At 73.6% G+C, this 22,501-nt stretch carries 21 protein-coding genes; 9 read left to right on the forward strand and 12 right to left on the reverse strand.

What is annotated here, in order from left to right:
• Positions 1-630 precede the first annotated feature (630 nt).
• The 5 genes from ACIBK9_RS09035 to def all read right to left on the reverse strand — a co-directional run bounded on the left by ACIBK9_RS09035 (position 631) and on the right by def (position 4,147).
• A complete protein-coding gene (locus ACIBK9_RS09035) occupies positions 631-981 on the reverse strand; it encodes an MmcQ/YjbR family DNA-binding protein (protein WP_352350971.1) in 351 nt (116 codons plus the stop codon).
• A gap of 9 nt (positions 982-990) precedes the next feature.
• Positions 991-1,407 (reverse strand): CBS domain-containing protein, encoded by a 417-nt coding sequence (locus tag ACIBK9_RS09040; RefSeq protein WP_358286410.1) that lies wholly within the window; start codon positions 1,405-1,407, stop codon positions 991-993.
• Positions 1,408-1,538: 131 nt separating this feature from the next.
• Positions 1,539-2,960, reverse strand: a complete 1,422-nt coding sequence (locus ACIBK9_RS09045) for a pyridoxal phosphate-dependent decarboxylase family protein (protein WP_397156502.1) — start codon at positions 2,958-2,960, stop codon at positions 1,539-1,541.
• The gene (locus ACIBK9_RS09050; protein WP_397156503.1) at positions 2,953-3,573 is read right to left on the reverse strand and encodes a helix-turn-helix domain-containing protein; all 621 of its coding nucleotides are present in this window, start codon (positions 3,571-3,573) and stop codon (positions 2,953-2,955) included. The genes ACIBK9_RS09045 and ACIBK9_RS09050 overlap by 8 nt, the downstream gene beginning before the upstream one ends.
• Positions 3,574-3,580: 7 nt before the next feature.
• Positions 3,581-4,147, reverse strand: coding sequence for a peptide deformylase (gene def / locus ACIBK9_RS09055; RefSeq protein ID WP_397156505.1), 567 nt, complete (start codon positions 4,145-4,147; stop codon positions 3,581-3,583).
• Between the two features lie 124 nt (positions 4,148-4,271).
• On the opposite strand from def, the gene ACIBK9_RS09060 reads away from it, so the two are divergent.
• The gene (locus ACIBK9_RS09060) at positions 4,272-5,066 is read left to right on the forward strand and encodes a class I SAM-dependent methyltransferase (protein ID WP_397156507.1); all 795 of its coding nucleotides are present in this window, start codon (positions 4,272-4,274) and stop codon (positions 5,064-5,066) included.
• A gap of 83 nt (positions 5,067-5,149) precedes the next feature.
• Here the strand turns inward: ACIBK9_RS09060 and ACIBK9_RS09065 are convergent, their stop codons facing one another.
• Together ACIBK9_RS09065 and ACIBK9_RS09070 are read right to left on the reverse strand one after the other, a co-directional pair.
• Positions 5,150-5,665 (reverse strand): hypothetical protein, encoded by a 516-nt coding sequence (locus ACIBK9_RS09065; RefSeq protein ID WP_358286420.1) that lies wholly within the window; start codon positions 5,663-5,665, stop codon positions 5,150-5,152.
• A 56-nt stretch (positions 5,666-5,721) separates the two neighbouring features.
• Positions 5,722-6,759 (reverse strand): hypothetical protein, encoded by a 1,038-nt coding sequence (locus tag ACIBK9_RS09070; RefSeq protein WP_397156509.1) that lies wholly within the window; start codon positions 6,757-6,759, stop codon positions 5,722-5,724.
• 254 nt (positions 6,760-7,013) lie between these two features.
• Here ACIBK9_RS09070 and ACIBK9_RS09075 point away from each other — a divergent pair, with 254 nt between their 5' ends.
• Positions 7,014-7,949, forward strand: coding sequence for a GNAT family N-acetyltransferase (locus ACIBK9_RS09075; protein WP_397156511.1), 936 nt, complete (start codon positions 7,014-7,016; stop codon positions 7,947-7,949).
• Positions 7,950-7,982: 33 nt separating this feature from the next.
• Here the strand turns inward: ACIBK9_RS09075 and ACIBK9_RS09080 are convergent, their stop codons facing one another.
• Both ACIBK9_RS09080 and ACIBK9_RS09085 read right to left on the reverse strand, forming a co-directional pair.
• The gene (locus ACIBK9_RS09080) at positions 7,983-8,729 is read right to left on the reverse strand and encodes a DNA polymerase beta superfamily protein (RefSeq protein WP_397156512.1); all 747 of its coding nucleotides are present in this window, start codon (positions 8,727-8,729) and stop codon (positions 7,983-7,985) included.
• A complete protein-coding gene (locus ACIBK9_RS09085) occupies positions 8,726-9,364 on the reverse strand; it encodes a DNA polymerase beta superfamily protein (protein ID WP_397156514.1) in 639 nt (212 codons plus the stop codon). Before ACIBK9_RS09085 ends, ACIBK9_RS09080 begins: the two co-directional genes overlap by 4 nt.
• Positions 9,365-9,421: 57 nt before the next feature.
• Here ACIBK9_RS09085 and ACIBK9_RS09090 point away from each other — a divergent pair, with 57 nt between their 5' ends.
• Both ACIBK9_RS09090 and ACIBK9_RS09095 read left to right on the forward strand, forming a co-directional pair.
• Entirely contained in the window at positions 9,422-11,287 is a 1,866-nt protein-coding gene (locus ACIBK9_RS09090) for a propionyl-CoA synthetase (protein WP_397156516.1), read from the forward strand.
• Between the two features lie 76 nt (positions 11,288-11,363).
• Positions 11,364-14,180 carry an NACHT domain-containing protein gene (locus ACIBK9_RS09095; RefSeq protein WP_397156518.1) on the forward strand — a complete coding sequence of 939 codons (2,817 nt, stop codon included), beginning with the start codon at positions 11,364-11,366 and terminating at the stop codon, positions 14,178-14,180.
• A gap of 25 nt (positions 14,181-14,205) precedes the next feature.
• Here the strand turns inward: ACIBK9_RS09095 and ACIBK9_RS09100 are convergent, their stop codons facing one another.
• Together ACIBK9_RS09100 and ACIBK9_RS09105 are read right to left on the reverse strand one after the other, a co-directional pair.
• A complete protein-coding gene (locus ACIBK9_RS09100; protein WP_397156519.1) occupies positions 14,206-15,345 on the reverse strand; it encodes a sensor histidine kinase in 1,140 nt (379 codons plus the stop codon).
• Positions 15,342-15,998, reverse strand: a complete 657-nt coding sequence (locus ACIBK9_RS09105; RefSeq protein ID WP_397156521.1) for a response regulator transcription factor — start codon at positions 15,996-15,998, stop codon at positions 15,342-15,344. Before ACIBK9_RS09105 ends, ACIBK9_RS09100 begins: the two co-directional genes overlap by 4 nt.
• Positions 15,999-16,153: 155 nt before the next feature.
• On the opposite strand from ACIBK9_RS09105, the gene ACIBK9_RS09110 reads away from it, so the two are divergent.
• The 3 genes from ACIBK9_RS09110 to ACIBK9_RS09120 all read left to right on the forward strand — a co-directional run bounded on the left by ACIBK9_RS09110 (position 16,154) and on the right by ACIBK9_RS09120 (position 19,542).
• Positions 16,154-17,644, forward strand: coding sequence for a hypothetical protein (locus ACIBK9_RS09110; protein WP_397156522.1), 1,491 nt, complete (start codon positions 16,154-16,156; stop codon positions 17,642-17,644).
• Between the two features lie 49 nt (positions 17,645-17,693).
• Positions 17,694-18,581, forward strand: coding sequence for a hypothetical protein (locus ACIBK9_RS09115; RefSeq protein WP_358286437.1), 888 nt, complete (start codon positions 17,694-17,696; stop codon positions 18,579-18,581).
• A 61-nt stretch (positions 18,582-18,642) separates the two neighbouring features.
• The gene (locus tag ACIBK9_RS09120; RefSeq protein ID WP_358286439.1) at positions 18,643-19,542 is read left to right on the forward strand and encodes a hypothetical protein; all 900 of its coding nucleotides are present in this window, start codon (positions 18,643-18,645) and stop codon (positions 19,540-19,542) included.
• Here ACIBK9_RS09120 and ACIBK9_RS09125 read toward each other — a convergent pair.
• Complete coding sequence (locus ACIBK9_RS09125; RefSeq protein WP_397156524.1) at positions 19,512-20,762, reverse strand: UDP-N-acetylglucosamine--N-acetylmuramyl-(pentapeptide) pyrophosphoryl-undecaprenol N-acetylglucosamine transferase; 1,251 nt, start codon at positions 20,760-20,762, stop codon at positions 19,512-19,514. The two genes, ACIBK9_RS09120 and ACIBK9_RS09125, sit on opposite strands and share 31 nt — an antisense overlap.
• 198 nt (positions 20,763-20,960) lie before the next feature.
• On the opposite strand from ACIBK9_RS09125, the gene ACIBK9_RS09130 reads away from it, so the two are divergent.
• Together ACIBK9_RS09130 and ACIBK9_RS09135 are read left to right on the forward strand one after the other, a co-directional pair.
• Entirely contained in the window at positions 20,961-21,920 is a 960-nt protein-coding gene (locus tag ACIBK9_RS09130; RefSeq protein WP_397156525.1) for a Ppx/GppA family phosphatase, read from the forward strand.
• Between the two features lie 58 nt (positions 21,921-21,978).
• Complete coding sequence (locus ACIBK9_RS09135; protein WP_387669290.1) at positions 21,979-22,356, forward strand: hypothetical protein; 378 nt, start codon at positions 21,979-21,981, stop codon at positions 22,354-22,356.
• The last annotated feature ends 145 nt before the right edge of the window (positions 22,357-22,501 follow it).

Below are 22,501 nucleotides of genomic sequence, written 5' to 3' on the forward strand. Positions count from 1 at the left end.
GACCGAATTAGATGTCATTTAGAAGGGTTTGTTACTTCACTGTGATCCGAACTAAATTCCAGGGAAGGTGCAGCCTTTGGGGGATGTTGTCCGGATTGTCGGTAATGTGAATCCGTTTCGGGTGAGGGTCGCGCCTGGAATGCTGACGCACGTCGTGACCTGCCAACCCGCAGCAATGCGGGTAAGCGGTGTATACCGCGAATCGGATGGATTGGGGGTGTTACTGGTGGTGCTGGTGGGACTGATGCCAACAATTGCCTGTTGAATCCGAATTGAAGAAGCCGGGTTCTCGCCCTGGGCTACGGACTCAACGGAAATATGCGGAGAAGGGGGACTTATCTGACTTACAGTCGTCTGCCCTTTTTGTGGGATTCGTTCCCGAAAGGGGGCTGTGCCACAGGGGGCCCATTCCGCTGGGACGCATCGTTCCCCATGCCGCGGCGCTCTCGCCGCGCCGGCGCGCGTCGCGCGGTCGGCCGGGGGCATGCCGTGGCCCGGCAGGAGTCACGGGGCCGGCGCGGGGCGGGGCGGGTCACCGCTCGCCGGATCGGCCACGCCGAAAGAGACGCGCGCCGGCAGAACGGGCCGGCGGCGCGCCTCAGAGGTGGTTCACGGACCGGGCGGAACGGGTCAGGGGCCGGTCTGGAGTTGCTGCTCCAGGCGGACCTTCTTGGGGACGCACATGCGCCACGCCTCCAGCACCAGCTCCCGCATCTCCGCCGCGTCGAGGGCGTCCATGCGGGCGACCACCCAGTTGAAGCGCAGATCGGACTCGCCGGGCATGAGGAACTTGTCCGGCTCGGCCGCCACCAGGGCCTCGCGTTCCTCCTTCGGGAACCCGAAGCCCATCAGCGTCTCGTCCCGCGAGAACGCCACGTAGACGATCTTTCCGACGCGGAACTTGACGCGGTCCCGGATCAGGTGCTCGGACGAGCGCGGAAGGGTGCGCGCGAAGCGCCGGACGTCCTCGACGGTGATCACACAGCCACGTTAGCGGTTGCCCTCCGCGGACGAGATGTCGGCGAGCGCGGAGTCCGGGTCGCGCTCCACCGCCAGGTCGCCCAGGCTCACGATGCCGACGGGACGGCCGTCCTCGACGACCGGAAGGCGGCGCACGGCGTGCGAGCGCATGATCTGCACGGCCTGGTCGATGCTCGTGTCGGGCCCGACCGCCTCGACCGACGGGCTGCACGCCTCCCTGACCGGCGTCTCCGGCCCCCGCTCGGCGGCCACCACCCGGATCGTGATGTCCCGGTCGGTGACGATGCCCTTCATGCGCCCGTTCTCGTTGACGATCACCGCGCCCGCGTCGTTGTCGCGCATGAGCGCCGCGGCGGCCGACACCGGCTGGTCGCACTCGACCGTCGCCGGGTGGGAAGTCATCACGTCTGCCACGGTCTCTGCCATGGGATCCTCCTGATTGCTCACGTCCCGGCCGCTTACTACCCGGGCCGGGGGAGAGCTCACAGGGCTTTGTCGGATCCCGGCGTCCGGCCATGCGTGTCCGGTACGTCCGTGGAGAAGCCCTTTACCGGGCCTCAGAGCGTCTTCGCCGCCAGGCGGATCTCCTCCAGCAGGATCGCCAGGTCGTCCTCGGTGGTGTCGGGATGCAGGAAGCAGGCCCGCAGCGCGTCCCGGCCGCCCAGGCGGGTGCCGGTGAGGAAGGCGTTGCCGCGCGCCTGGACCGCGCCCGGCAGGGCCCGGTTGAGCGCGTCGAGCCCGCCGGGTCCGCCGGGTTCGCCCGTCGCGGGCGTGTGGCGGAAGGCCGTGATGGAGGTGGCGACCGGCGCGAGCAGCTCGAAGTCCGGGGCCTGCTCGACCATGGCGGCCAGCGTGCGCGCCAGGCCGCCGGTGTGCTCGACCAGGCGCGTGACGCCCTCCCTGCCCAGGTACGACAGCGTCGCCCAGGTCTTCAGCGCCCGGAACGGACGGGTCTGCTCGGGCCCGTACTCGGCGAACCAGCCCAGGTCGTCGGCGTTGTCGTCGATCAGGTACGACGGCACCAGGCTGAAGGCGGCCCGCGCGGCGGCCGGGTCGCGCAGCAGCGCGCAGCCGCAGCCGACCGGGACGCCGAGCCACTTGTGCGGGTCCAGGGCCAGCGAGTCGGCCCGGTCCAGCCCCGCGTAGGCGGGCGCCGAGCGCGCGTCGAGCACGCCGAGCGCGCCGTAGGCGCCGTCCACATGGAACCACAGCCCGTGCTCGGCGGCCACGTCGGCGATGGCGTCGAGCGGATCGACCGCGCCGGAGTTGACGGTGCCCGCGCTGCCCGCCACGCAGAACGGCCGCAGGCCCGCCGCCAGGTCGTCGGCGACCATCGTGCGCAGCGCGCCGACGTCCATGCGGAAGGAGGCGTCCACCGGCACCTTGCGGACGTTCCGGGCGCCGAGGCCGAGCAGCTGGGCCGCCTTGTGCAGGCAGCTGTGGCCCTCCTCGGTGACATACATGATCATGGGCGGGCGGCCGTGCAGGCCCTCCTCGCGGGCGTCCCAGCCGTCGGCGAGCGCGGCGTGCTGCCGGGCCGTGGCCAGGCAGACGATCGTGGCCATCGACGCGCCGCTGGTCAGCAGGCCGCCGCCGGGCGGGTGGGGGAAGCCGACCAGCTCGGCCAGCCAGCGCACCACCGTACGCTCCAGCAGCGGGCCCGCGTGGTCGCCGCCCGCGCAGCTCGGGTTGAGCGCGGCGGCCAGCGGCTCGACGAGCACGCCGGCGGGGGAGGGCGGCGAGTTCACCCAGCCGAAGAAGCGCGGATGCCCGTTGCCCATCGGGTACGGCAGCACATGGGCGCCCACGTCGTCGAGCAGCGCGTCGAGCGGACGTCCGGCGTCGGGCAGCGGCAGCTCGCCCAGCCAGGCGCGCTCGGCGTCGGGCACCGGCCGCCACACCGGCCCGGCCGGGACGCCCTCCAGATGGGCGGCCACGATCTCGGCCGCCCTGACGCCGGCGCGGCGCAGCTCATCCATGCGGGGATTCCCTCCAGGTCTCGTGGTGGCCGCCGCCACCCAGCTCCATGGCCAGGTAGAAGACGCAGTCGGCGGTCCCGTCGTTGGCGAAGGCGTGGCGGTGGTCGCCGGGGTAGGCGGCCGAGTCGCCGGCCGCCAGCTCGTACGGCCGGTCGTCGATCGTCAGGCGCAGCGTGCCGCGCTCGACGGCCAGGTACTCGCGCGAGCCCGGGGCGTGCGGGGCGAACTCGCCCGCGTCCACGCCGGGGCCGATCGTGGTCCGCATGAACTCGAACTCCACGTCGGCCAGCACCGGCGACAACACCCGCCGTTCCCAGCCGGACGGGTCGCGCAGCACCCGCTGCCGGTCGTGCCGCAGCACGCGCACGTCCTCGCGCGCCGGTTCGTCGAGCAGCCGGGAGATCGACGTGCCGAGGGCCGTGGCCAGCCGGTCGAGCACCAGCACGGTCGGCGACTTCGCGCCGCGCTCGACGTCGGAGACCATGCTCCGGCTGATGCCGCTCAGCTCGGCCAGGCGCTCGACGGACAACCCGCGCCCGCGCCGCTCGGCGCGGATGCGCCCGCCCAGCTCGGCCAGGGACAGCCCGCTGGACAGGACGCCTTCACCTTGCATTCCTCCACTATAGCGGAGAAACGTCCGCTTTAGCGGCCATGGTCTGCTCGTAGGCTGCCAACACCTGCTTGCGGCGTTTGGCCGGCAGGCGGTCGATGTACAGGTAGCCGTCGAGGTGGTCGGTCTCGTGCTGGAGGCAGCGGGCCAGCAGGCCGGTGCCCTCGACCGTGACCGGCCGCCCCTCGGCGTCGAAGCCGTGGACGGTGGCGTGGTCGGGCCGGGGGAGCGGGGCGAACTGGCCGGGCACCGACAGGCAGCCCTCGTCGTCGGGGTCGAGGCGGCGCTCGCCGAGGCCGGGCAGCTCCAGGGCCGGGTTGACCACGACGCCCTTGTGGGCGACGCCCTCGGCGTCGGGGCAGTCGTAGACGAACACGCGCAGTGGCACGCCGATCTGGTTGGCGGCCAGGCCCACGCCCTCGGCCGCGTACATGCTCGCGAACATGTCGTCGACCAGCGCCGCCAGCTCGCCGTCGAACCGGGTGACCGGCTCGCACGGATTGTGCAGCACCGGATCGCCCACGTGCACGATCGGCCGGACCTCTCCCACGACCACGCCTTCCTTTTGCCAGGACATTGCCGCGACCAGTCTATGAGCGACGCCGGACGCACGACGCCGTCTCATATAGAAAGACACATCCTCTCGACAGGTGAGACTCGCGCTAGGGTCGGGGCACACATCGTCGTGAAGGAGTCTTTCGATGGACGCCGTCTACACCCATGGGCACCACGAGTCCGTCCTGCGCTCGCACCGGTGGCGCACGGCGGAGAACTCGGCCGCGTACCTGCTGCCGCACCTGCGGCCCGCGATGAAGGTCCTCGACGTGGGCAGCGGGCCCGGCACGATCACCGCGGACCTGGCCGCGCTGGTGGCCCACGTGACGGCGTCGGAGGTGACCGAGGACGCGCTGGCGCTGGCCAGGGCCGAGATCGGCGCGCGCGGGCTGGGCAACGTGGACTTCGCCGTCGCCGACGCGCACGCGCTCGACTTCCCCGACGACACCTTCTGCCTGGTCCACGCCCACCAGGTGCTCCAGCACGTGGGCGACCCGGTGCGGGCGCTGCGCGAGATGCGCCGGGTGACCAAGCCCGGCGGGTACGTCGCGGCCAGGGACAGCGACTACTCGGCCTTCGCCTGGTACCCGCGTCTGCCCGCGCTGGACGACTGGATGGCCCTCTATCAGCGCCTCGCCCGCGCGAACGGCGGCGAGCCGGACGCCGGGCGGCGCCTGCTGTCCTGGGCCCGCGCCGCCGGCTTCCAGGAGGTCACCGCCACCTCCTCCACCTGGTGCTTCGCCACCCCCGAGGACCGCGCGTGGTGGGGCGGCATGTGGGCCGACCGCGTCCGGCGGTCGGCGCTGGCCGAGCAGGCGCTCGCCACGGGCGCGGCCACCGAGTCCGACCTGGAGCGCATGGCCGCCGACTGGCTGGAATGGGCCGCCGACGACGACGCCTGGCTCTCCGTCCTGCACGGCGAGATCCTCTGCCGCCCCTGACCCGCCGGGCGGGTGACAGGCCGCTTCCGACCCGCGGGGCGGGTGGCGGGCTTGCTCCTGATCTGCCGGGCGGGTGGTGTGGGTCAGAGGCCGAGGGTGCGGGTGCGCTGCCACTGGGGGTCGCGGTAGAGCACCTGGTCGGTGCCCAGCAGCTCGTCGGGGGCCGACAGCATGGCGACCTCGCCCGCCGCCTGGAGCTGGAGCAGCAGGTCGCGCACCCGCGGCCCCACCGGCAGCCGCCCGGCGGGCAGCCCGAACCCGGCCCGCACCGTGTCGGCGATCTCCGACAGATGGAACGGCCCGTCGAACCCCGCCACGATGCCGCGCACCACGGTCATCGTGATCAGCTCCTCGGCCTCGGTGTGGGCGAGCTGCCAGGTGATCTGCTCCTTGCGGCCTCCGGTCGCCGCGCAGACCGTGCACCCGCGCGTCAGGTCGGGGGCCAGCTGCTCCACCGCCGAGCCGAGACAGGCCGAGCACCGGCCGTTCTCGGCGGCGTGCAGCTCGGCCGCCATCCGCCCGGCCAGCACCGCGCCGCAGTCGCAGCCGAAGCCGTCGCCCAGGATGCCGCTCTGCGGGGAGATCGTATGCTTCGTCATCAAGCCGACTTTACCGGCCCCGCCCGCCGCACCCGCGGCCCCGCAGGCGTGTCCCGTCAGGTGCGGATGTCGGCGAGGCCGCGCAGGCGGCGCAGGGCCTTGCGGGCCGCGGCCGTGACGCGCTCGTCCGGGTGGTGGTCGATGACGACCCGCAGGACCCGTCCCGTCCACGGGTGGTCGCTGAAGGCGAGGATCGCGATCGTGCCCGCCTGCTCCTCCGCATCCATCCCCATGGCGATCGAGTCGATCACCTCTCCCGCCTCGCCGCCGCCGAACTCCAGCAGCGCCGCAGCCATGTCCACCAGCACCCAGGCGATCTCGTCGGGGGTGGGCCGCCGTTCCTCGCGGCCCGTCCTGGCCGCGACGACCGCGCCCAGCCGGGGCTCCTCCAGCAGGCCGCGCAGCGCCCGGCGGCCCTCCTCGCCGAGGCCCGACTCCAGCAGCTCCACGCCGACCGCCCGGCTCAGCGGGCTCACCCCGGCCAGCGCCCCGGCGATCTCGGCGGCGGCCGGCTCGCGGTCGCGGCCGGCCAGCCAGCCCGCCAGCTCCTCGCTCCGCTCGGCCTCGGGGTAGGAGCGCAGGCCGTGCAGCAGGGTGGCGGCGTCGGCGCCGGCCAGCGTCCCCATGACGGGGATCTCCTGCCCGGCGGTCTCGGCGATGATCAGCCGCGCCACCCACAGCCCGAGCCAGCTCAGCGTGTACGGCTCCGCCTGCCGCACCAGCCCCAGGTCGGTCAGCGCCTGGGGCACCCGCCCGGCGACCGGCTCCCTGGACAGGAACATGCGGATGAGCTCCAGCAGCAGCCGCTCGTCGGCGGCCAGCCGTGCCCGGCACACCCGCGCCCACGCCTCCAGCACCCGCGCGTCAGCGGCGCGCTCGTCCCCCTGCTCTACTCCTTGCTCGGCCTGCGAGGCGTCGGGCAGGGCGGTCTGCGAGGCGTCGGGCAGGGCGGTCTGCGGGGCGTCGGGCTGGTCGAGCAGGGCCTTCAGCTCGCCCGCGAGCGGCGCGGCGCGGACCGCGGAGGCCAGGGTGGCGGCGTCGGGGAGCCGGATCGGCGGTTGCAGCGGCAGCGTGTCGTCGTCGTAGGACCTCACGGAGCCCATCCTGTCCTCATCCCTGTCCTCATCGTCGGCCGGATCGGAATCGTCCCGCCGGATCGCGAAACGCCGGAAACTGGACGCGGTCCAGCGTACTCACGTCGTCCTCCGGCCACGAGGGGAAGATCACGTCCGGGGAAAACGGCGAGCGGGCGACGGCAAGCTGGGCTAGAGTGCTGCGAAATGTCGGGAGAAGGGAGGCACTGAGATGTTTGGCAGTGTAAGTGTGATTTTCATTTCTCGGAGGAACTGTGCTTTTCCGTCCCGCGGCCGAGGCTGACCTCGACCGCCTGCTCGGCTGCGTCGTCGACGAATCCATCAGCTGGGCCCATCCCGACCGGCTGCTCTCCTTCCTGGAGAGCCGCAACTACCGCTACGACCGCATCTGGCTCGCCGAGGAGAACGGCGAGATCCTGGCCCGCGCCGTCTGGTGGGGCTTCGCCGGCGAGGAGCGACCGCTCGCCCTCGACTGCGTCTACGTCCACCCCTCGGTCGAGGACCGTGTGGGGCTGGCCGCCGAGCTGCTGCGCCACGCGCACGCCGCGTTCGGCCGGACGCCGGAGTACCACGTCTTCGTCTCCAACGGCTGGCGCGAGGACCCGAAGGCGTCGGCGGCCATCGCCTGGCGCTGGGAGGCCGCCGGCCGCGCCGGGCTGACCGAGGAGCTGGAACGCCTGCGCTACGCCTGGACGCCCGGCTCGCCGGTGCCCGAGCCGTCCGACCGCCTGGTCTTCCGCGGCGATGACGACGACGAGGTGTTCGTGGACGCCTTCCGCCAGGTCGCCGAGGGCACCCTCGACTTCCACACCCGGCAGGCCCTGATGACCATGGACCCCGTGGAGCAGGCCCGCGAGGACGTCCGCGACAACCGCTCGATGCGGGGCGAGCGGTCCTGGTGGCGGCTGGCCTACGACAAGAGCGGCGACCTGGTCGGCGTCGCGCTGCCCTCCGCCAACGACGCCGGGCCCGTGGTCGGCTACCTCGGCGTGGTGCCCGCGCACCGGGGCCGCGGCTACGTCGACGAGCTGCTCGGCGAGATCACCCGCTTCCACGCCGAGCGCGGCGTGCCGGGCATCATGGCCGACACCGACGCGGGCAACGTCCCGATGGCGCGGGCGTTCGAACGCGCCGGGTACGAGAACGTCTCGGTCCGGCTCGTCCTGTCGGCCGACCCCGGCGCCGTCTGACCCCCTGTCCCGTCCCTGACCGGCCGCACCCCGTCAGGGACGGGACGCCAGGCGCGCCCGCACGGCCAGGTCGTGCAGGGCGTCGTCCGCGGTGGCCCGCTCGGGCAGCGCCGAGCCCTCGCGCGCCGCCTCCAGCGCGGCCGTCATCCGCGCCACGTCCTCGGCCACACCCGCCACCTGCGGCGCCGCGCCGTGCTCGGCCTCCCGCTTGGCCGCCACCAGCTCCGGCAGGTACGGCGGCCCGTACGGCAGCAGCCGCGTCAGGTCGGCCTCCAGCTCCCCGGTGCGCATGAGGTGGGTGCCCGTCGCCAGCACGCGGAAGGTGTACAGCAGCGGCTTCAGCTCGCCCGTACGCCCGAACAACCGCCACTGCGTACGCGCGAACCCCAGGTAGTGGTGGGCGTGGTGCCGCGTCACGCATCCGGCCGCCAGCGCCACCAGCTCCTCGTGCACCGGCGAGGACGTCACCACCAGCGGCGACAGGAGCTGTTCCAGCACGTAACCGTTGCGGCCGAGCAGCAGGCGGCAGAACTTGACCAGGTCGTGCGTGACCAGGTCCACCTCGACGCCCTCGCGCGTCCACGTCCGGTCCAGCGTCTGCGGCCCGGTGCGCAGCCCGGCCACCTCCTCGACCGGCAGCACGTGCACGCCGCGCAGGTCCACGTCGGAGTCCACGGACGGGAACCCGTACAGGTGGGCGCCGCTCACCGTGGCGAACGCCACCGGATACGGCTGCTCCGCGGGAACCTCAGGCAGCCAGGACGGCAGCAGCGTGTTCACAGGTGCTCCTTCCGCACGCTCACCAGGAAGTCCTCCACGCGTTCGCGGTCCGGCCGCTCCGGCAGGACACAGGGCGCGGCGGCCAGCTCCGCCGCCAGCGCGGCCCGCCAGGCGTCCACCTCGGCCCACGTGACCTCGCCGCGCCGGACCGCCAGCAGCCGTTCGCGGTGCGCCCCGACCTCCACCAGCGGCTCGCCGTGCCGCATCAGGTGCAGGCCGCTGAGCAGCAGCCGCAGCATGTGCATGGCCTGCTTCCACTTGGGCGCCGCCGGGTCGAGCCGCCGGAACTGGTCGACGGCGTACCCGGCGAACGTCTGCCGCGCCCGCCGCGACACGAACGCCCCGCGCAGCTCGCGCAGCCGCCGCCCGGCCGGGGTCTCCATCTCCACGATCGGCGACCACAGGCACTCCAGCACCGTCGGGTTGGCCTCCAGAGCCAGCACGCAGAAGCGCTCCACCTCCCACGAGAACTGCTCGGGCAGCGGCCCGTCGCGGTGCGTGGGCGGCTTGGACAGCCGCCAGAAGTCCGCGGTGGGGGCCACGAACACGCCGCGCCGGTCGGTGTCGGACGCCGCGGTCTCCAGCCCGTACGCCCGCGAGCCCGTCACGACGGACAGGATGAGATCGTCATTCATCCGGACACCCTCCCACGGGGCTTGCGTTCGGGGGCCGGCGGCTGGTCTGATCGAAAAGTGGGCGGCTATGACGAGGCTTACCGGCGGAGCATCCAGCGCCCGGAGGAGTTCTGGGCGCAGGCGGCGCGCGACATCGACTGGGACGTCGCGCCCGCCGTCGTCAGCGACGGGAGCCGGTGGTTCCCCGACGGACGGCTCAACACCTGCCACAACGCGCTCGACCGGCACGTCGCGGCCGGCCGCGGCGAGCAGGCGGCGCTGATATACGACAGCCCGGTCACCGGCGCCGTCCGCACGATCACCTACGCCGAGCTGCTCGACGAGGTGGCGCGGACGGCGGGCATGCTGAAGGCGCTCGGCGTGACGGCCGGCGACACCGTCGTGATCTACATGCCGATGGTGCCCGAGGCGGTCGTCGCGATGCTGGCCTGCGCGCGGCTCGGCGCGGTGCACTCGGTGGTGTTCGGCGGCTTCGCGGCCAGGGAGCTGGCCCTGCGCATCGAGCACGCCGAGCCCAAGGTGGTGCTCGCGGCCTCCTGCGGCATCGAGCCGGCCCGGGTCGTGGCCTACAAGCCGCTGCTCGACGCCGCCCTCGACCAGGCCGCCCACCGGCCCGCCCACTGCGTGATCCTGCAGCGCCCGCAGGGCCCCGCCGAGCTGACGCCGGGCCGCGACCTCGACTGGCACGAGTCCGTGCGCGCCGCCGAGCCCGCCGGGTGCGTCAGCGTGGCCGCCACCGACCCGCTCTACGTGCTCTACACCTCCGGCACCACCGGCCTGCCCAAGGGCGTGGTGCGCGACAACGGCGGCCATGCGGTCGCCCTGCGCTGGAGCATGACCAACGTCTACGGCGCCGCCCCCGGCGAGGTCTTCTGGGCCGCCTCCGACGTCGGCTGGGTCGTCGGCCACTCCTACATCGTCTACGCGCCGCTGCTGACCGGCTGCACGACCGTCCTGTACGAGGGCAAGCCCGTCGGCACGCCCGACCCCGGCGCGTTCTGGCGGGTGACCGCCCAGCACGGCGTGCGCACGCTGTTCACCGCGCCCACCGCGATCAGGGCCATCAAGAAGGAAGATCCCACCGGCAATTTCGCGAAAAGATGGGACCTGTCCGGGCTGCGGCATCTCTTCCTCGCCGGTGAGCGCCTCGACCCCGACACCTACCACTGGGCGAGCGACCTGCTCGGCGTCCCCGTCATCGACCACTGGTGGCAGACCGAGACCGGCTGGCCCGTCGCGGCCAACTGCGTCGGCATCGAGACCCTGCCGATCAAGCCGGGCTCGCCGACGAAACCCGTCCCGGGCTACGACGTGCGCGTGCTCGACGCCGACGGCCGCGAGTGCCCGCCCGGGGCGGAGGGCGCGGTCACCGTCCGGCTGCCGCTGCCGCCCGGCTGCCTGCCCACCCTCTACCGCGACGAGGAGCGCTTCCGGGCCTCCTACCTGTCCCGCTACCCCGGCCACTACCTGACCGGCGACGGCGGCCACATCGACGCCGACGGCTACCTCTACGTCATGGGCCGCATCGACGACGTGATCAACGTGGCCGGCCACCGCCTGTCCACGGGCGCGATGGAGGAGGTGATCGCCGCCCATCCCGACGTCGCCGAGTGCGCGGTGATCGGGGTGGCCGACGCGCTGAAGGGGCAGCTCCCGGTCGGGTTCGTGGTGCTCAAGTCCGGCTCCGACCGCGACCCGGCCGACGTCGAGCGCGAGCTGACCGCCCTGGTGCGCGAGCGCGTCGGGCCGGTCGCCGCCTTCCGCCGGGCCGTGGTGGTCGCCCGGCTGCCCAAGACGCGCTCGGGCAAGATCCTGCGCGCCACGATGCGCGACATCGCCGACGGCCGGCCGTACGCCACGCCGTCCACCATCGAGGACCCCGGCGTGCTGCCGGAGATCGCCGACGCGGTGAAAGGCCCATAGCGGAGCGGGCGTCCGGGCAGCGCCGGGGGCGCCTCCCGGCGCATGATGGGACCTCCCGGTCCCGGAGAGAAGGCTGATGATCGAGACCCCGAGTTACGCCGACGCCCTGAGGGTGCTCGGCTGCAAGGAGGGCAGGCTCGTCAAGGTGGTCGGCTTCGCCGCGGCCGCCGCCCGCACGGGATGGGCGCTGGCCGGGGGCGGGCTGCTCACCATGGGCCTGGCCGACCTGCGTTCCGACGTCGTGCGCTACGGCGAGGAGGTCATCCGCAGGATGCCCGAGCTGAAGGGCGGCGTGGACCGTTACACCCGCACCCAGCGCCTGGCCGCCGCGCACGCCGTGATCGTCGTCTCGGCCTGGTTCGAGGCGCTGGGCGAGGCCAAGCTGCCCTTCACCCTGGAGCAGCTCGACCGGGCCGACAAGATCTCGCACGGCGTGCCCACCCCCGAGCGCTTCGCCCGCCTGGTGGCCGGTCTGCTCATGGAACGCCTGCCCACCCCCGAGCCGCACGTGCCCTTCGCCGAGACCCGCCAGGCCGTCGAACGCGCCCACCTGCGCATGTCGGAGGCGATGGCCGGGTTCGTCGGCGGCCTCAGCGTGTGGGACGAGCTGCCCGTCGACGACCAGCTCCTGTTACCCCGGATGCTGGCCGAGGGCCCGCCCGCGCACGCCCTGCGCATCTACGACGAGGACTTCCGCTCGCTGTCCCTGGACAGCCACGAGTTCGGCGTGCGCAGCCTGGTCACCGACCGCCAGCCGCCGGGCACCGGCCTGTCGCGGGTGGCCTGGCTGCTGGCCGAGCTGGCCCCGCCGCGGGTCGGCGACCGTCCCATGATCCACCGGGTCAGGATGGCGGCGAACGCGCTCGACCGTCCCCTGCTGGCCGCCGGCAAGCTGCCCGAGGACGTCTCGCTCCCGCTGCTCGGCGAGGGCTACCTCAGCCCGCGCTGCCGGGTCGCCGAGCTGACCCGCGAGTCCGACCCCTCCTCCGTGGGCTGGTGGCGGGACCAGCGCCTGCTGCCCGACGCCGAGGCGTTCCTCGTCGGCCACCTCACCTCGCTGCGCGCCACCCAGGCGCCCCTGCTGGTGCTCGGCGAGCCCGGCGCGGGCAAGTCCAAGCTCACCGAGGTGCTCGGCGCCCGCCTGGCCAGGTCGGAGTTCCTGCCGATCAGGGTGGAGCTGCCGCGCGTCTCGCCGCGCGCGCCGGTCGCCGAGCAGATCGAGCAGGCCGTCACCGCCGTGCTGGAGGAGGAGGTCGCCTACGCCGACCTGGTCGCCGCGGGCGACGGCGCGCTGCCGGTGATCCTGCTCGACGGCTTCGACGAACTGCTGCAGGGCGGCGTCAACCGCTACGACTACCTCGGGCACCTGCAGGAGTTCCAGCGCCGCGAGGCCGCGCTGGGGCGGCCCGTCGTGGTGATCGTGACCAGCCGGACCGTGGTGGCCGACCGCATCAGGTTCCCCGACGGGCTGCTGGCGCTGCAGCTCCAGCCGTTCGAGGACGACCAGGTGCGCCAGTGGCTCGACATCTGGGACCAGGCCAACCGTGCTCTGCTGGCCCGGCGCGACCTGAAGCCCCTGCCCGCGGCGACCGCGCTGGCCCAGGGCGAGATGGCCCGGCAGCCGCTGCTCCTGCTGCTGCTCGCGCTCTACGACGCCGGCGGCAACGCCCTGCAGCGCGAGCACCGCCCGATCGGCCGCGCCCGCCTGTACGAGGTGCTGCTGCGCGACTTCACCGAGCGCGAGACCGCCACCCCGCAGCGGGTGGTGATCGACAGCGAGCTCGTCCTGCTCGGCACGGTCGCCCTGTCCATGCTCGCCCGCGGCCGGCAGGTCATCACCGAGGAGGACCTCGACCGCGACCTGCCCGCCCTGTGCGAAGGCGGCGAGGACGAGCCCGACGAGCCGCGTCCGCCCGTCGACTGGGCCCGCCGGGCCACCGAGCGCTTCTTCTTCATCCGCCGCGACGGCCACTCCTTCCTCCACTCCACCTTCGGCGAGTTCCTGACGGCCTGGCTGACCGTGTACGCGCTGCGCGACCTCGACCGGCGCCGCCGCCTGGCCGGGGACGAGCCGCTGGCCCTGGCCCAGAGCGTGGACGACGACCTGCTGTACGCGGTCACGTCGTTCTCCTGCCTGGCCGAGCGCGGCCCGACGGTCGGGTTCATCCTGGAGCTGCTGGACGAGGTGCCGGCGGCCGTACGGGCCCGGTGCGTGACCCACCTGGCCGGGCTGCTGCGCCGGTCCCTGTACGAGCGCCGCCGCCGCTGCTTCACCGGCTTCGAGCCGGTGCGCCATCCCGTCACCCGCCGCCTGGCCGCCTACTCGGCCAACCTGGCGCTGCTCATCGTGGCCGCCTCGCCGGAGCCCGTGCCCGTCTCGCACCTCCTGGGCGGGCCAGACCCGCTGGGCCGCTGGGCGTCCTTCGGCCACCTGTGGAAGGGCCAGCTCGGGCACGAGGGCTGGACGGGCCTGGTCAACGCCCTGTCGGCGCACCGCGTCGCCGGGCGGGGCCAGGAGGAGGTGATCCTCGGCGGCGGCGAGGGCACCGCCATGGGCGACGCGATCGTCGCCGCCGCCACCGGGCACGCGCCCCGCCACCGCAGGCTGCTCGACCTGCTGATGCTGGCCGTGGGGGAGGGGCGCGCGCTGCGCTTCCACGACCGGGTGGCCGTCCTGCGGGAGCTGGTGGAGACGGCGGCCGTGCGGTCCCCGGCGGTGCACCGGGCGCTGGGCGCGTTGTGGCGCGAGGACGGCGCGGACCACGCCGAGCTGCGCCCGCTGCTCGGCCTGGTGCTGGCCGACCCGACCGAGCGCGTGGCGACCTGGGAGCAACTGGTCAAGGCGGGCGTGCCGGAGGAGGAGCTCTGGCAGATCCGCCAGGGCGGCGACTGATCCACCGGCGGCGGCACGCCGGATGTCAGGGCGCGGACCGGTCCACCGGCAGCTCTACGGTGATCGTCAGGCCGCCCTCGTCGCGCGGCCTGGCGGTGACCGTGCCCTCGTGGGCCTCGGCGATGACCCGCACGATCGACAGCCCGAGCCCGCTGCCCCGCTCCGAGCGCAGCCGGTCGCCGTGCAGCCGCCGGAACGGCTGGAAGATCGTCTCGATCTCGTACGGCGGCACGTGCAGCCCGGTGTTGGCCACCACCAGCTCGACCTGCTCGGCCCGCCGCCGCGTGGTCACCCACACCTCGCCCTTGGGCTGGTTGTGCCGGATCGCGTTCTCCACCAGGTTCTGCACCAGCCGCTCGACCAGCACCGCCTCGCCCGTCGTCGGCGCCGAGTCCAGCAGCCGGTGAATCGTCACGTCCCGCTCGGCCGCCTCCTCGCCGGCCTGGTCGAGCACGTGCTCGGCGACGTCGGTCAGGTCGAAGGGCCGCCGGTCCAGCACCGCCTGCTCGCCCTCGGCCAGAGCCAGCAGGCCGTCGATGAGACGTTCGTGCCGGGCGTTGACCAGCAGCAGCGACTCGCCGAGCCGCTTGACGTCGTCGGTGGCGTCGGGGCGGCGCACGGCGACGTCCACCAGGGTGCGGTTGATCGTCAGCGGGGTGCGCAGCTCGTGCGAGGCGTTGGCGACGAACCGGCGCTGCCCGTCGAACGAGCGGGCCAGCCGGCCGAGCATGGTGTCGTAGATCTCGGTGAGCTCCTTGACCTCGTCGCGCGGGCCCTCGTAGGCGATGCGCTCGGTCAGGTCGTGGCTCTGGGCGACCCGGCGGGCGGTCTCGGTCACCGCCTTGACCGGCCGCAGCACCCAGCCCGCCGCCCGCCAGCCGACCCCGAACGCCCCGGCCGTGGCGGCCAGCACGATGAGCCCGCCCACCGTGCGCACGCCGCTCAGCGTCTCGCGCTGGTAGGCCGCGCGCACCCGCATCGCGTTGCGGTAGGCGGACTCGTAGGAGTCGCCGTAGGAGTACTGCCGGGGGAAGTCGGGCCTGATCAGGTCCGCCCGGAACTCCAGCTGCGACCGGACGACGAAGTACACCCCGGTCACCGTCAGGGCGCCGAGGAAGAGGAACACCCCGGCGCAGGCCAGGGCGAAACGCATGCGCACGGTCATGGGATGCGGTACCCCGATCCGGGGATCGTCTCGATCACCTGCGGCTCGCCGAGCTTCTTGCGCAGCTTCATCATCGTGGTCCGCACGGTGTTGGTGAACGGGTCGATGTGCTCGTCCCAGACCTTTTCCAGCAGGTCCTCGGCCGAGACCACCGCGCCCTGGGCCCGTAGCAGCTCGGCCAGCACGCCGAACTCCTTGCGGGCCAGCGGGACGTACACGCCGTCGCGGAACACCTGCCGGTGCGCCCAGTCCAGCCGCACGCCCGCCCGCTCCAGCATCGGCGGGTCGGCCCGGCGGGCGCGCCGCCCGAGCGCGTGCACCCGCGCCACCAGCTCCTCGAACGCGAACGGCTTGGGCAGGTAGTCGTCGGCCCCCAGCGACAGCCCCGACACCCGCGAGCGCACGTCGCCGGACGCCGTCAGCATGAGCACCCTGACCAGCCGGTCCTGCTCCACCACCGTCCGGCACACCTCGTCGCCGTGCACCCCCGGCAGGTCCCTGTCGAGGATGAGCACGTCGTAGTCGTGCACGCCGAGCCGTTCCAGCGCCGCCTCCCCGTCATAGGCGACGTCCACGGCGAGCGCCTCGCCCCGTAAGCCCTCGGCGATCGAGTCGGCGAGCATGCGCTCGTCCTCGGCGATCAAAACCCGCACTTGTAGCCCCCAAGAAGATCATAAATGCCGCAAGTCTGGACCAGACCGCATAACGCGGGCGTAACCAGTTCCGGTGACGCTCAGGTTATCGGCGTCCCGCTGGACTGCCTCCCCTACGACCGGGACCGGCCCGGTCGGCTATGGGGGAGAAGGTCATGGCAGCCACCCTGGCCGGGACGCGTCCGCTCGCGCCCGCCGCGCGCCGCCCGCGCGGCCACGGGCTGTTCGCCTGCGTGCTGGCGCTCGCCGCCGCGCTGCGCGTGCTGGTCATGCTCGGGTACGACACGGCGCAGCTCTACTGGTACGACTCCTTCACGTACCTCGACACAGCCGTGCACCTGCGGCCCCAGGCGGCCTTCCACCCCGCCGGGTACTCCTGGTTCCTGTGGGCCCTGCGGCCCTTCCACAGCGTGGAGCTGGTCGCCGGGCTGCAGCACGCCATGGGCCTGGGGATCGGCGTGATGATCTACGCGTTGCTGCGCCGCCGTTCGCTGCCCGGCTGGGGGGCCGCCCTGGCGACCGTGCCGGTGCTGTTCGACCCGTCCTTCCTCCGGCTGGAGCACGCCGTGCTGTCGGACCTCCAGGTCATCTTCCTGATCACCGCCGCGCTGGTGGTCCTGATGTGGCGGCACGCCCCCTCGGGCGCGCCGCGCGGCTGGCCCGGGGTGCCGTCGGCGCGGGCCGCCGCGGTGGCGGGGCTGCTGCTCGCGCTGGCCGGGCTGACCAGGACGGCCGCCGTGCCGCTGCTCGCCCTGGCGGCCGGCTGGCTGGTGCTGCGCCGCGCGCCCTGGCGGCGGGTGGCCGCGCTGGTGCTGGCCGGCGCCCTGCCGCTGGCGGCCTACGCCGGCTGGTACGCCCAGCACCACGGCCGTTTCGCCCTCAGCGGCTCCGACGGCGTCGCCCTGTGGGCCAGGACCATGACCTTCGCCGACTGCTCGGTCATCAAGCCGCCGCCCGCCGAGGCCCCGCTCTGCCCGAACGGCACCGTCGCCGACGCCGCCTCGGAGTACGTCTGGGCCCCCGGCGCCTCGCTCAACCGGCTCCCGGGCGACCGGTTCGCCCACAACGACCTGGCCAGGTCGTTCGCCCTGCGCGCCATCGCCGCCCAGCCGCTGGACTACCTGCGCGAGGTGGCCCGCGACACCTCACTCGCCTTCACCTGGTCGCCGGTGCCCCACCCCCGGCGGATGAGCCCGTCCACCACCTTCCCCCGCGGCTCCTGGCCGCTGCCCGAGCAGCAGGCCCTCGTCGCGAAGGTGCGCTCGGAGTACGACCCCGGCATCCACGGCATGAGCTCCGTCGAGCCGTACGCCTCGATCCTGGCCGCCTACCCCTACCCCTGGTTCCTGCACGGCACGGTCTTCGGCGTGCTGCTCCTGGCCGGCGGCCTCGGCTCGGCCGGCCGCCGGCGCGCCGCCCTGCTGCCGTGGGCGACGGCGGCCTTCCTGCTGCTGGCCCCGGTGGCGGCCCTCGACTTCGACCACCGGTACGTCCTGCCCGCCATCCCCTTCGCCTGCGTGTCCGCCGCTCTGGCCGTCGCGGGGGCAGTGACGGGAAGGGCGACGGGGGCAGCGACGGGGGCACGGACCAGGCGGTTTCCGGGCCTGACCTTTCGGAGGCTGACATCCTTGCGAAAAAATACGTAATATCCACTGCATCGCGAGCGTTGGGGGCGCCAAGGTGCCGGGACAGAGCGTGGGTGTGGTCGTCGATCCGGAGGTTCCTCCGGAGGTCGCGGGGATGCTGCGGGCCAACGCCGCGCTGCTGTCCAGGATCCGGTCGGGCTGGGTGCCGCCGGCCGACGCGCGTCCGGGCCGGTTCAGGAACGTCTCCAGCGTCGCCCTGCTGGCCGCCACGCCCGGGGTGGTCGCGCTCATGGCCGTGCTGCTGGCCCTGTCCCACCCGGCCGCCGGGTTCACGTTGTTGGGCACGTTCGTGTTCATCGTCCTGGTCAAGATCGCGTCGATCAGCGAGCTGCCCGAGCACGACGTGTCGCGCGACCGCGAGGTGTACGAGCGGGCCCGCCCGTACCGGGACCGCTACCTGCTGCCCGAGGACTTCGACCGGGACGCCGCGGACGTGCTGACCAGGGCGCAGCGGGCCATCGGTTCGGTGCTGCGCTCGCACGTCAACGCCGAGGGGCTGCTCGACGGCGCCCGCAACGCGCTCATGCTGCCCGCCCAGGAGTGGGAGATCGCCCGTCTGCTGGCCAAGCTGTCGGCCTTACGCGCCGAGCACGCCGCCCTGGTGTCCAGGGGCGTCGCCCCCGAGGTGGCCGCCGTGATCGAGCCGCTGGACAGGGCCCTGGCCACCAGCGAGGCCGCCATGATCGCCCGCGTCGAGGCCCTGGAACGTTACGCCGGGCACGTCGCCGAGGCCGAACGCGCCTACCACGCCCGCGGCCAGATCGAGGAGCTGCGCGCCCGCCTGCCGCGCTACGAGGAGCTGCTGGCCGAGACCGGCGCCGACGCGCTGGCCGTCCCGGAGATCGACCGGCTCGCCGAGGACGCCGACCACCTGGAGCAGGTGTTGCGGCGCAGCGTGCGGTCGGCCCACGAGGCGTTCCGGTACCTGGAGAGCTGACATGCCGGTGGCCGGGCGGAACCGCCCTCGCAGGAGGTGAATCCCCATCCGATCCGACATCATGGCCGACGTCATCGTCGACCCCGGCGTGCCGCCGGCCGACGCGCGGCTGCTCAGGGACAACCGGCGGCTGCTGCTCAGGACGCGCAGGGGCTGGGTCCCGGACGGCCCCGGCCTGCCCGCCGCGCCGTACTGGCGGCTCGGCGCGGTCTGCGGGGCGACCGTCTGCCTCGGCCTGCTGCTGGGCGCCGGAGGGCTCGGCCGCTCCCTGGGGCCGCTGTTGCTGGTGCTCCTCGCCATCCCGCTGATGATCGTGACGTTCGTCCGCACCGAGACGCCGGAGGGCGAGGAGGCCGAGCACGAACGCCGGGTGCACGCCCAGGCCGTCCGGCACGAGGGCCGGTACGTGCTCCTGGACGACCTCGACGAGTCCTCCCGCAGGCTGCTGCGCCGGGCCCAGCGGGCGGTCGCCACGGTCTCGCAGTCGCGGGTCAACCTCGAAGGGCTGCTGGACGACGTGCGCAACGCGGTGATGCTGCCCGCCCAGGAGTGGGAGATCGCCCGCCTGCTGGCCAAGCTGTCCGGCCTGCGCGCCCGGCACCGGCAGACCCTGTCGGGGGAGAGCGCACCCGAGGTCGCGGCCGTGGCCGAACCCCTCACCAGGGCGCTGGACAGCAGCGAGCAGGCCGTCGTGGCCCGGGTGGAGGCGCTGGAGCGGTACGCCGCCAACGTGGCCGAGGCCGAACGCGCCTACCGGGCCCGGCAGCAGATCGCCGAGCTGCGCGCGCGGCTGCACGAGTACGAGGAGCTGGTCGCCGAGACCGGCGCGGGCGACGGCGCGATGGACGAGCTGACCCGCCTGACCGAGGACGCCGACCGCCTGGACCAGGCGCTGAGGCGGAGCGTCAGCTCCGCCCACGAGGCCTTCCGCTACCTGGAGCCGGGCCCCCCGGAACCCTGACCGCCCTGGACTCCGAAGCCCTGACCGGCCTGACCGGCCTGACCGCCCTGGCCGTGCGGCGCGGGGGAGCCGGGGGCGTGCGGCGGGTGGGTGCCGCCGTGGGCGGCCTCCAGGAGCAGGTCGCACAGGGCGTCGGCGGCGTCGAGGCGGCCCAGCTTGCCCGCCGCCTGCCCCATCGCCGCGCGCAGCCCGGGATCGGCCAGCATCGGCATCAGCTCGGCCAGCAGCTGCTCGGCCGTCGGCCGCGGCTCCAGCAGCGCCCGCGCGGCCCCCGCCGAGACCAGGTAGCCGGCGTTCTTGCGCTGCTCGTCGCCGCCGGTCGGGATCAGCGGGATCAGCAGCGACGGCTTGCCGATCGCGGTCAGCTCCGACACCGTGCCCGCGCCGCTGCGCGAGATCACCACGTCCGCCGCGGCGAACAGGTCGGGCAGCTCGGTCCCCACGTACGGCACCGGGTGGTAGCGGTCGGCCAGGCCGGGCGGCACCTCGACCGCCCGCATCTGGTCGATCCAGGCAGGCCCGCACTGGTGGACGACCTGGGCGTGCGGCAACAACCGCGGCAGGATCTCGGCGATCAGCGTGTTGATCTGCTTGCTGCCCTGCGCCCCGCCCGTCACGTAGATCAGCGGCACCTCGAACGTCAGCCCGAACAGGTCGTAGGCCGCCGCCCGGTTGCCCTGCAGCAGCTCCGGCCGCACCGGGTTGCCGGTCACCACGGCCTTCGCCCGCGCCGACGGCGGCAGGTACTCCAGCGACGACTCGTGCGACAGCGCGATCCGGGTCGCCAGCCGGGCCAGGATGCGGTTGGCCAGGCCCACCACGGTCGTCTGCTCGTGCATGACCAGCGGGCGGCGGATCAGCTTGGCCGCCACGCCGATCGGCACCGCCACGTACCCGCCGGTGGACAGCACCACGTCGGGCAGGTAGCGGGCGGCGTGCCCCACCGCCTGGAACACCCCGACGGGGATGCGGAACACGTCGGCGATGTTGGTGCCGAGCTCCTTGAGGTTCGGACGGCGGCGCAGCTTGCCCGTGGTGATCGCCTTGAACGGGATGCCGTGCTCGGCCGTGATCCGGGCCTCCAGGCCGTTCTCCGTGCCCACCCACAGCACGTCATGCGGCACCTGACGTCGCTGGACGGCCGACAGGGTCGTCAGGGCCGGATAGGTGTGACCGCCGGTGCCGCCGCCGGTGATCAGCAGTCGCAGGGTTCGTGACATGCGATCAGACTATGGCCGCGCGGCGGAAGCCCGTGTGCCCGGTCCGGCCGCCGGGCGTGTTCGCCGCGCGCCCACCCCGCCCTGACCGCGCGCCCACCCCGCCCTGACCGGGCACACGGCCGGCCGGTCGGCCCGCCCGGCTCGGCCGGGGGCAGAGCCGGCTTCGCCCGAAAAGCCGCAGACCGGTAGCGTTTTCCCATGCGACTAGGCGTGCTGGACATCGGCTCGAACACCGTCCATTTACTCGTCGTCGACGCCCACCGGGGCGCGCGGCCCATGCCCGCCTACTCCCACAAGGAAGAGCTGCGCCTCACCCAGTACCTGGGCGCGGACAACCGGCTCGCGCCCGAGGGCATCGAACGGCTCGGCGCGTTCGTCGAGGAGGCGGTGCGCCTGGCCGAGGACAAGGGGGTGGAGGACCTGCTCGCCTTCGCCACCTCGGCCGTGCGCGAGTCGGCCAACGGCGAGCAGGTGCTCGCCGAGATCGACGAGCGCTGCGGCGTGCACATCGCGGTGCTGTCCGGGCGCGACGAGGCCCGGCTGACGTTCCTCGCGGTGCGCCGGTGGTTCGGGTGGTCGTCCGGGCGGCTGCTGGCCTTCGACATCGGCGGCGGCTCGCTGGAGATCGCCGCCGGGGTGGACGAGGAGCCCGACGTCGCGGTGTCGCTGCCGCTCGGCGCCGGGCGGCTGACCCGCGACTGGTTCACCGGCGACCCGCCCTCCGCCGAGGAGGTGCGCAAGCTGCGCAAGCACGTCCGCACGGAGATCGCCCGCACGGTCGGCGACGTGGCCAGGTACGGCGAGCCCGACCGCGCCGTTGCCACCTCCAAGACCTTCAAGCAGCTCGCCAGGATCGCCGGCGCGCCGGCCTCCAGCGAGGGCCCGTACGTCTCGCGCGCGCTCTCCCGCGCCGACATGGCCTCCTGGGCGGCCAGGCTGACCGGCATGAGCTCCGCCGAGCGGGCCGAGCTGTCCGGGGTGTCCGAGGGCCGGGCCGCGCAACTGGCCGCCGGGGCGCTGGTGGCCGACGCGGCCATGGACCTGTTCGAGGTGGAGCGGCTGGAGGTGTGCCCGTGGGCGCTGCGCGAGGGCGTGATACTGCGCCGGCTCGACCTCCTGCCCGGACGGCTGGAGCAGTCCACCGGGATTGCCGAGTAAGGCCGATATATCCCAAAAAATTGGCATAATTCGCTGGTGAGCGGGCACTTTTCGCCCAATGTTGACAGTCCTCGGTACGATCGGCTCCCTGGTGATCGTCTTCGTCCTCATCGTCCTGGCCGTCCTGGTCATCGCGGTGGTCGCGATGCTGGCGATGGGCGCGCTGGCCGGAACGATGGTCGACTGGCACACGTTGTGGCGGCGGCTGACCCGCCGAGGGGCACGGTTGACGCTGAAACTCAGCGCCCCCGAGGCGCCCGCGCGGCTGCGGGCCAAGCTGAGCGGCGGCACGCCCCTGGTGAGCCGCCGTCTCCGGCTGGCGCCCGTGATCCGCGGGGGCGACCGGCGTCCCGACGTGAGCCGTCCCGGCCGGAGCGCCCGCGTACGCAGGCATTCCGGCCTCACCACGACCGCCGTCTCCGGCAACGAACACTGAGAAACGAGAAGTGAGAAAGGGCCGGGGGGGCGGGGCGGGGGGGGGCCCCCCCCCCGGGGGGGGGGCCCGCGCGGGGGGGGGGGGGGCCGCCCCCCCCCCCGGGGGGCGCCCGCAGGTGAGCGACCCCCACCACCCCCCCCCCCCC

Origin of the sequence: Nonomuraea sp. NPDC050227, assembly GCF_044459705.1 — a bacterium.
In the GTDB taxonomy this organism is placed as follows: Bacteria; Actinomycetota; Actinomycetes; order Streptosporangiales; family Streptosporangiaceae; genus Nonomuraea.

Coding starts and splice junctions, on each gene's coding strand:
- ACIBK9_RS09120 (WP_358286439.1), top strand. CDS start 18,643: ATGGCCGACGTCATCGTCGACCCCGGCGTGCCGCCGGCCGACGCGCGG.
- ACIBK9_RS09040 (WP_358286410.1), bottom strand. CDS start 1,407: ATGGCAGAGACCGTGGCAGACGTGATGACTTCCCACCCGGCGACGGTC.
- ACIBK9_RS09110 (WP_397156522.1), top strand. CDS start 16,154: ATGGCAGCCACCCTGGCCGGGACGCGTCCGCTCGCGCCCGCCGCGCGC.
- ACIBK9_RS09125 (WP_397156524.1), bottom strand. CDS start 20,762: ATGTCACGAACCCTGCGACTGCTGATCACCGGCGGCGGCACCGGCGGT.
- ACIBK9_RS09100 (WP_397156519.1), bottom strand. CDS start 15,345: ATGACCGTGCGCATGCGTTTCGCCCTGGCCTGCGCCGGGGTGTTCCTC.
- ACIBK9_RS09130 (WP_397156525.1), top strand. CDS start 20,961: ATGCGACTAGGCGTGCTGGACATCGGCTCGAACACCGTCCATTTACTC.
- ACIBK9_RS09135 (WP_387669290.1), top strand. CDS start 21,979: ATGTTGACAGTCCTCGGTACGATCGGCTCCCTGGTGATCGTCTTCGTC.
- ACIBK9_RS09045 (WP_397156502.1), bottom strand. CDS start 2,960: ATGGATGAGCTGCGCCGCGCCGGCGTCAGGGCGGCCGAGATCGTGGCC.
- ACIBK9_RS09060 (WP_397156507.1), top strand. CDS start 4,272: ATGGACGCCGTCTACACCCATGGGCACCACGAGTCCGTCCTGCGCTCG.
- def (WP_397156505.1), bottom strand. CDS start 4,147: ATGTCCTGGCAAAAGGAAGGCGTGGTCGTGGGAGAGGTCCGGCCGATC.
- ACIBK9_RS09065 (WP_358286420.1), bottom strand. CDS start 5,665: ATGACGAAGCATACGATCTCCCCGCAGAGCGGCATCCTGGGCGACGGC.
- ACIBK9_RS09095 (WP_397156518.1), top strand. CDS start 11,364: ATGATCGAGACCCCGAGTTACGCCGACGCCCTGAGGGTGCTCGGCTGC.
- ACIBK9_RS09085 (WP_397156514.1), bottom strand. CDS start 9,364: ATGAATGACGATCTCATCCTGTCCGTCGTGACGGGCTCGCGGGCGTAC.
- ACIBK9_RS09050 (WP_397156503.1), bottom strand. CDS start 3,573: ATGCAAGGTGAAGGCGTCCTGTCCAGCGGGCTGTCCCTGGCCGAGCTG.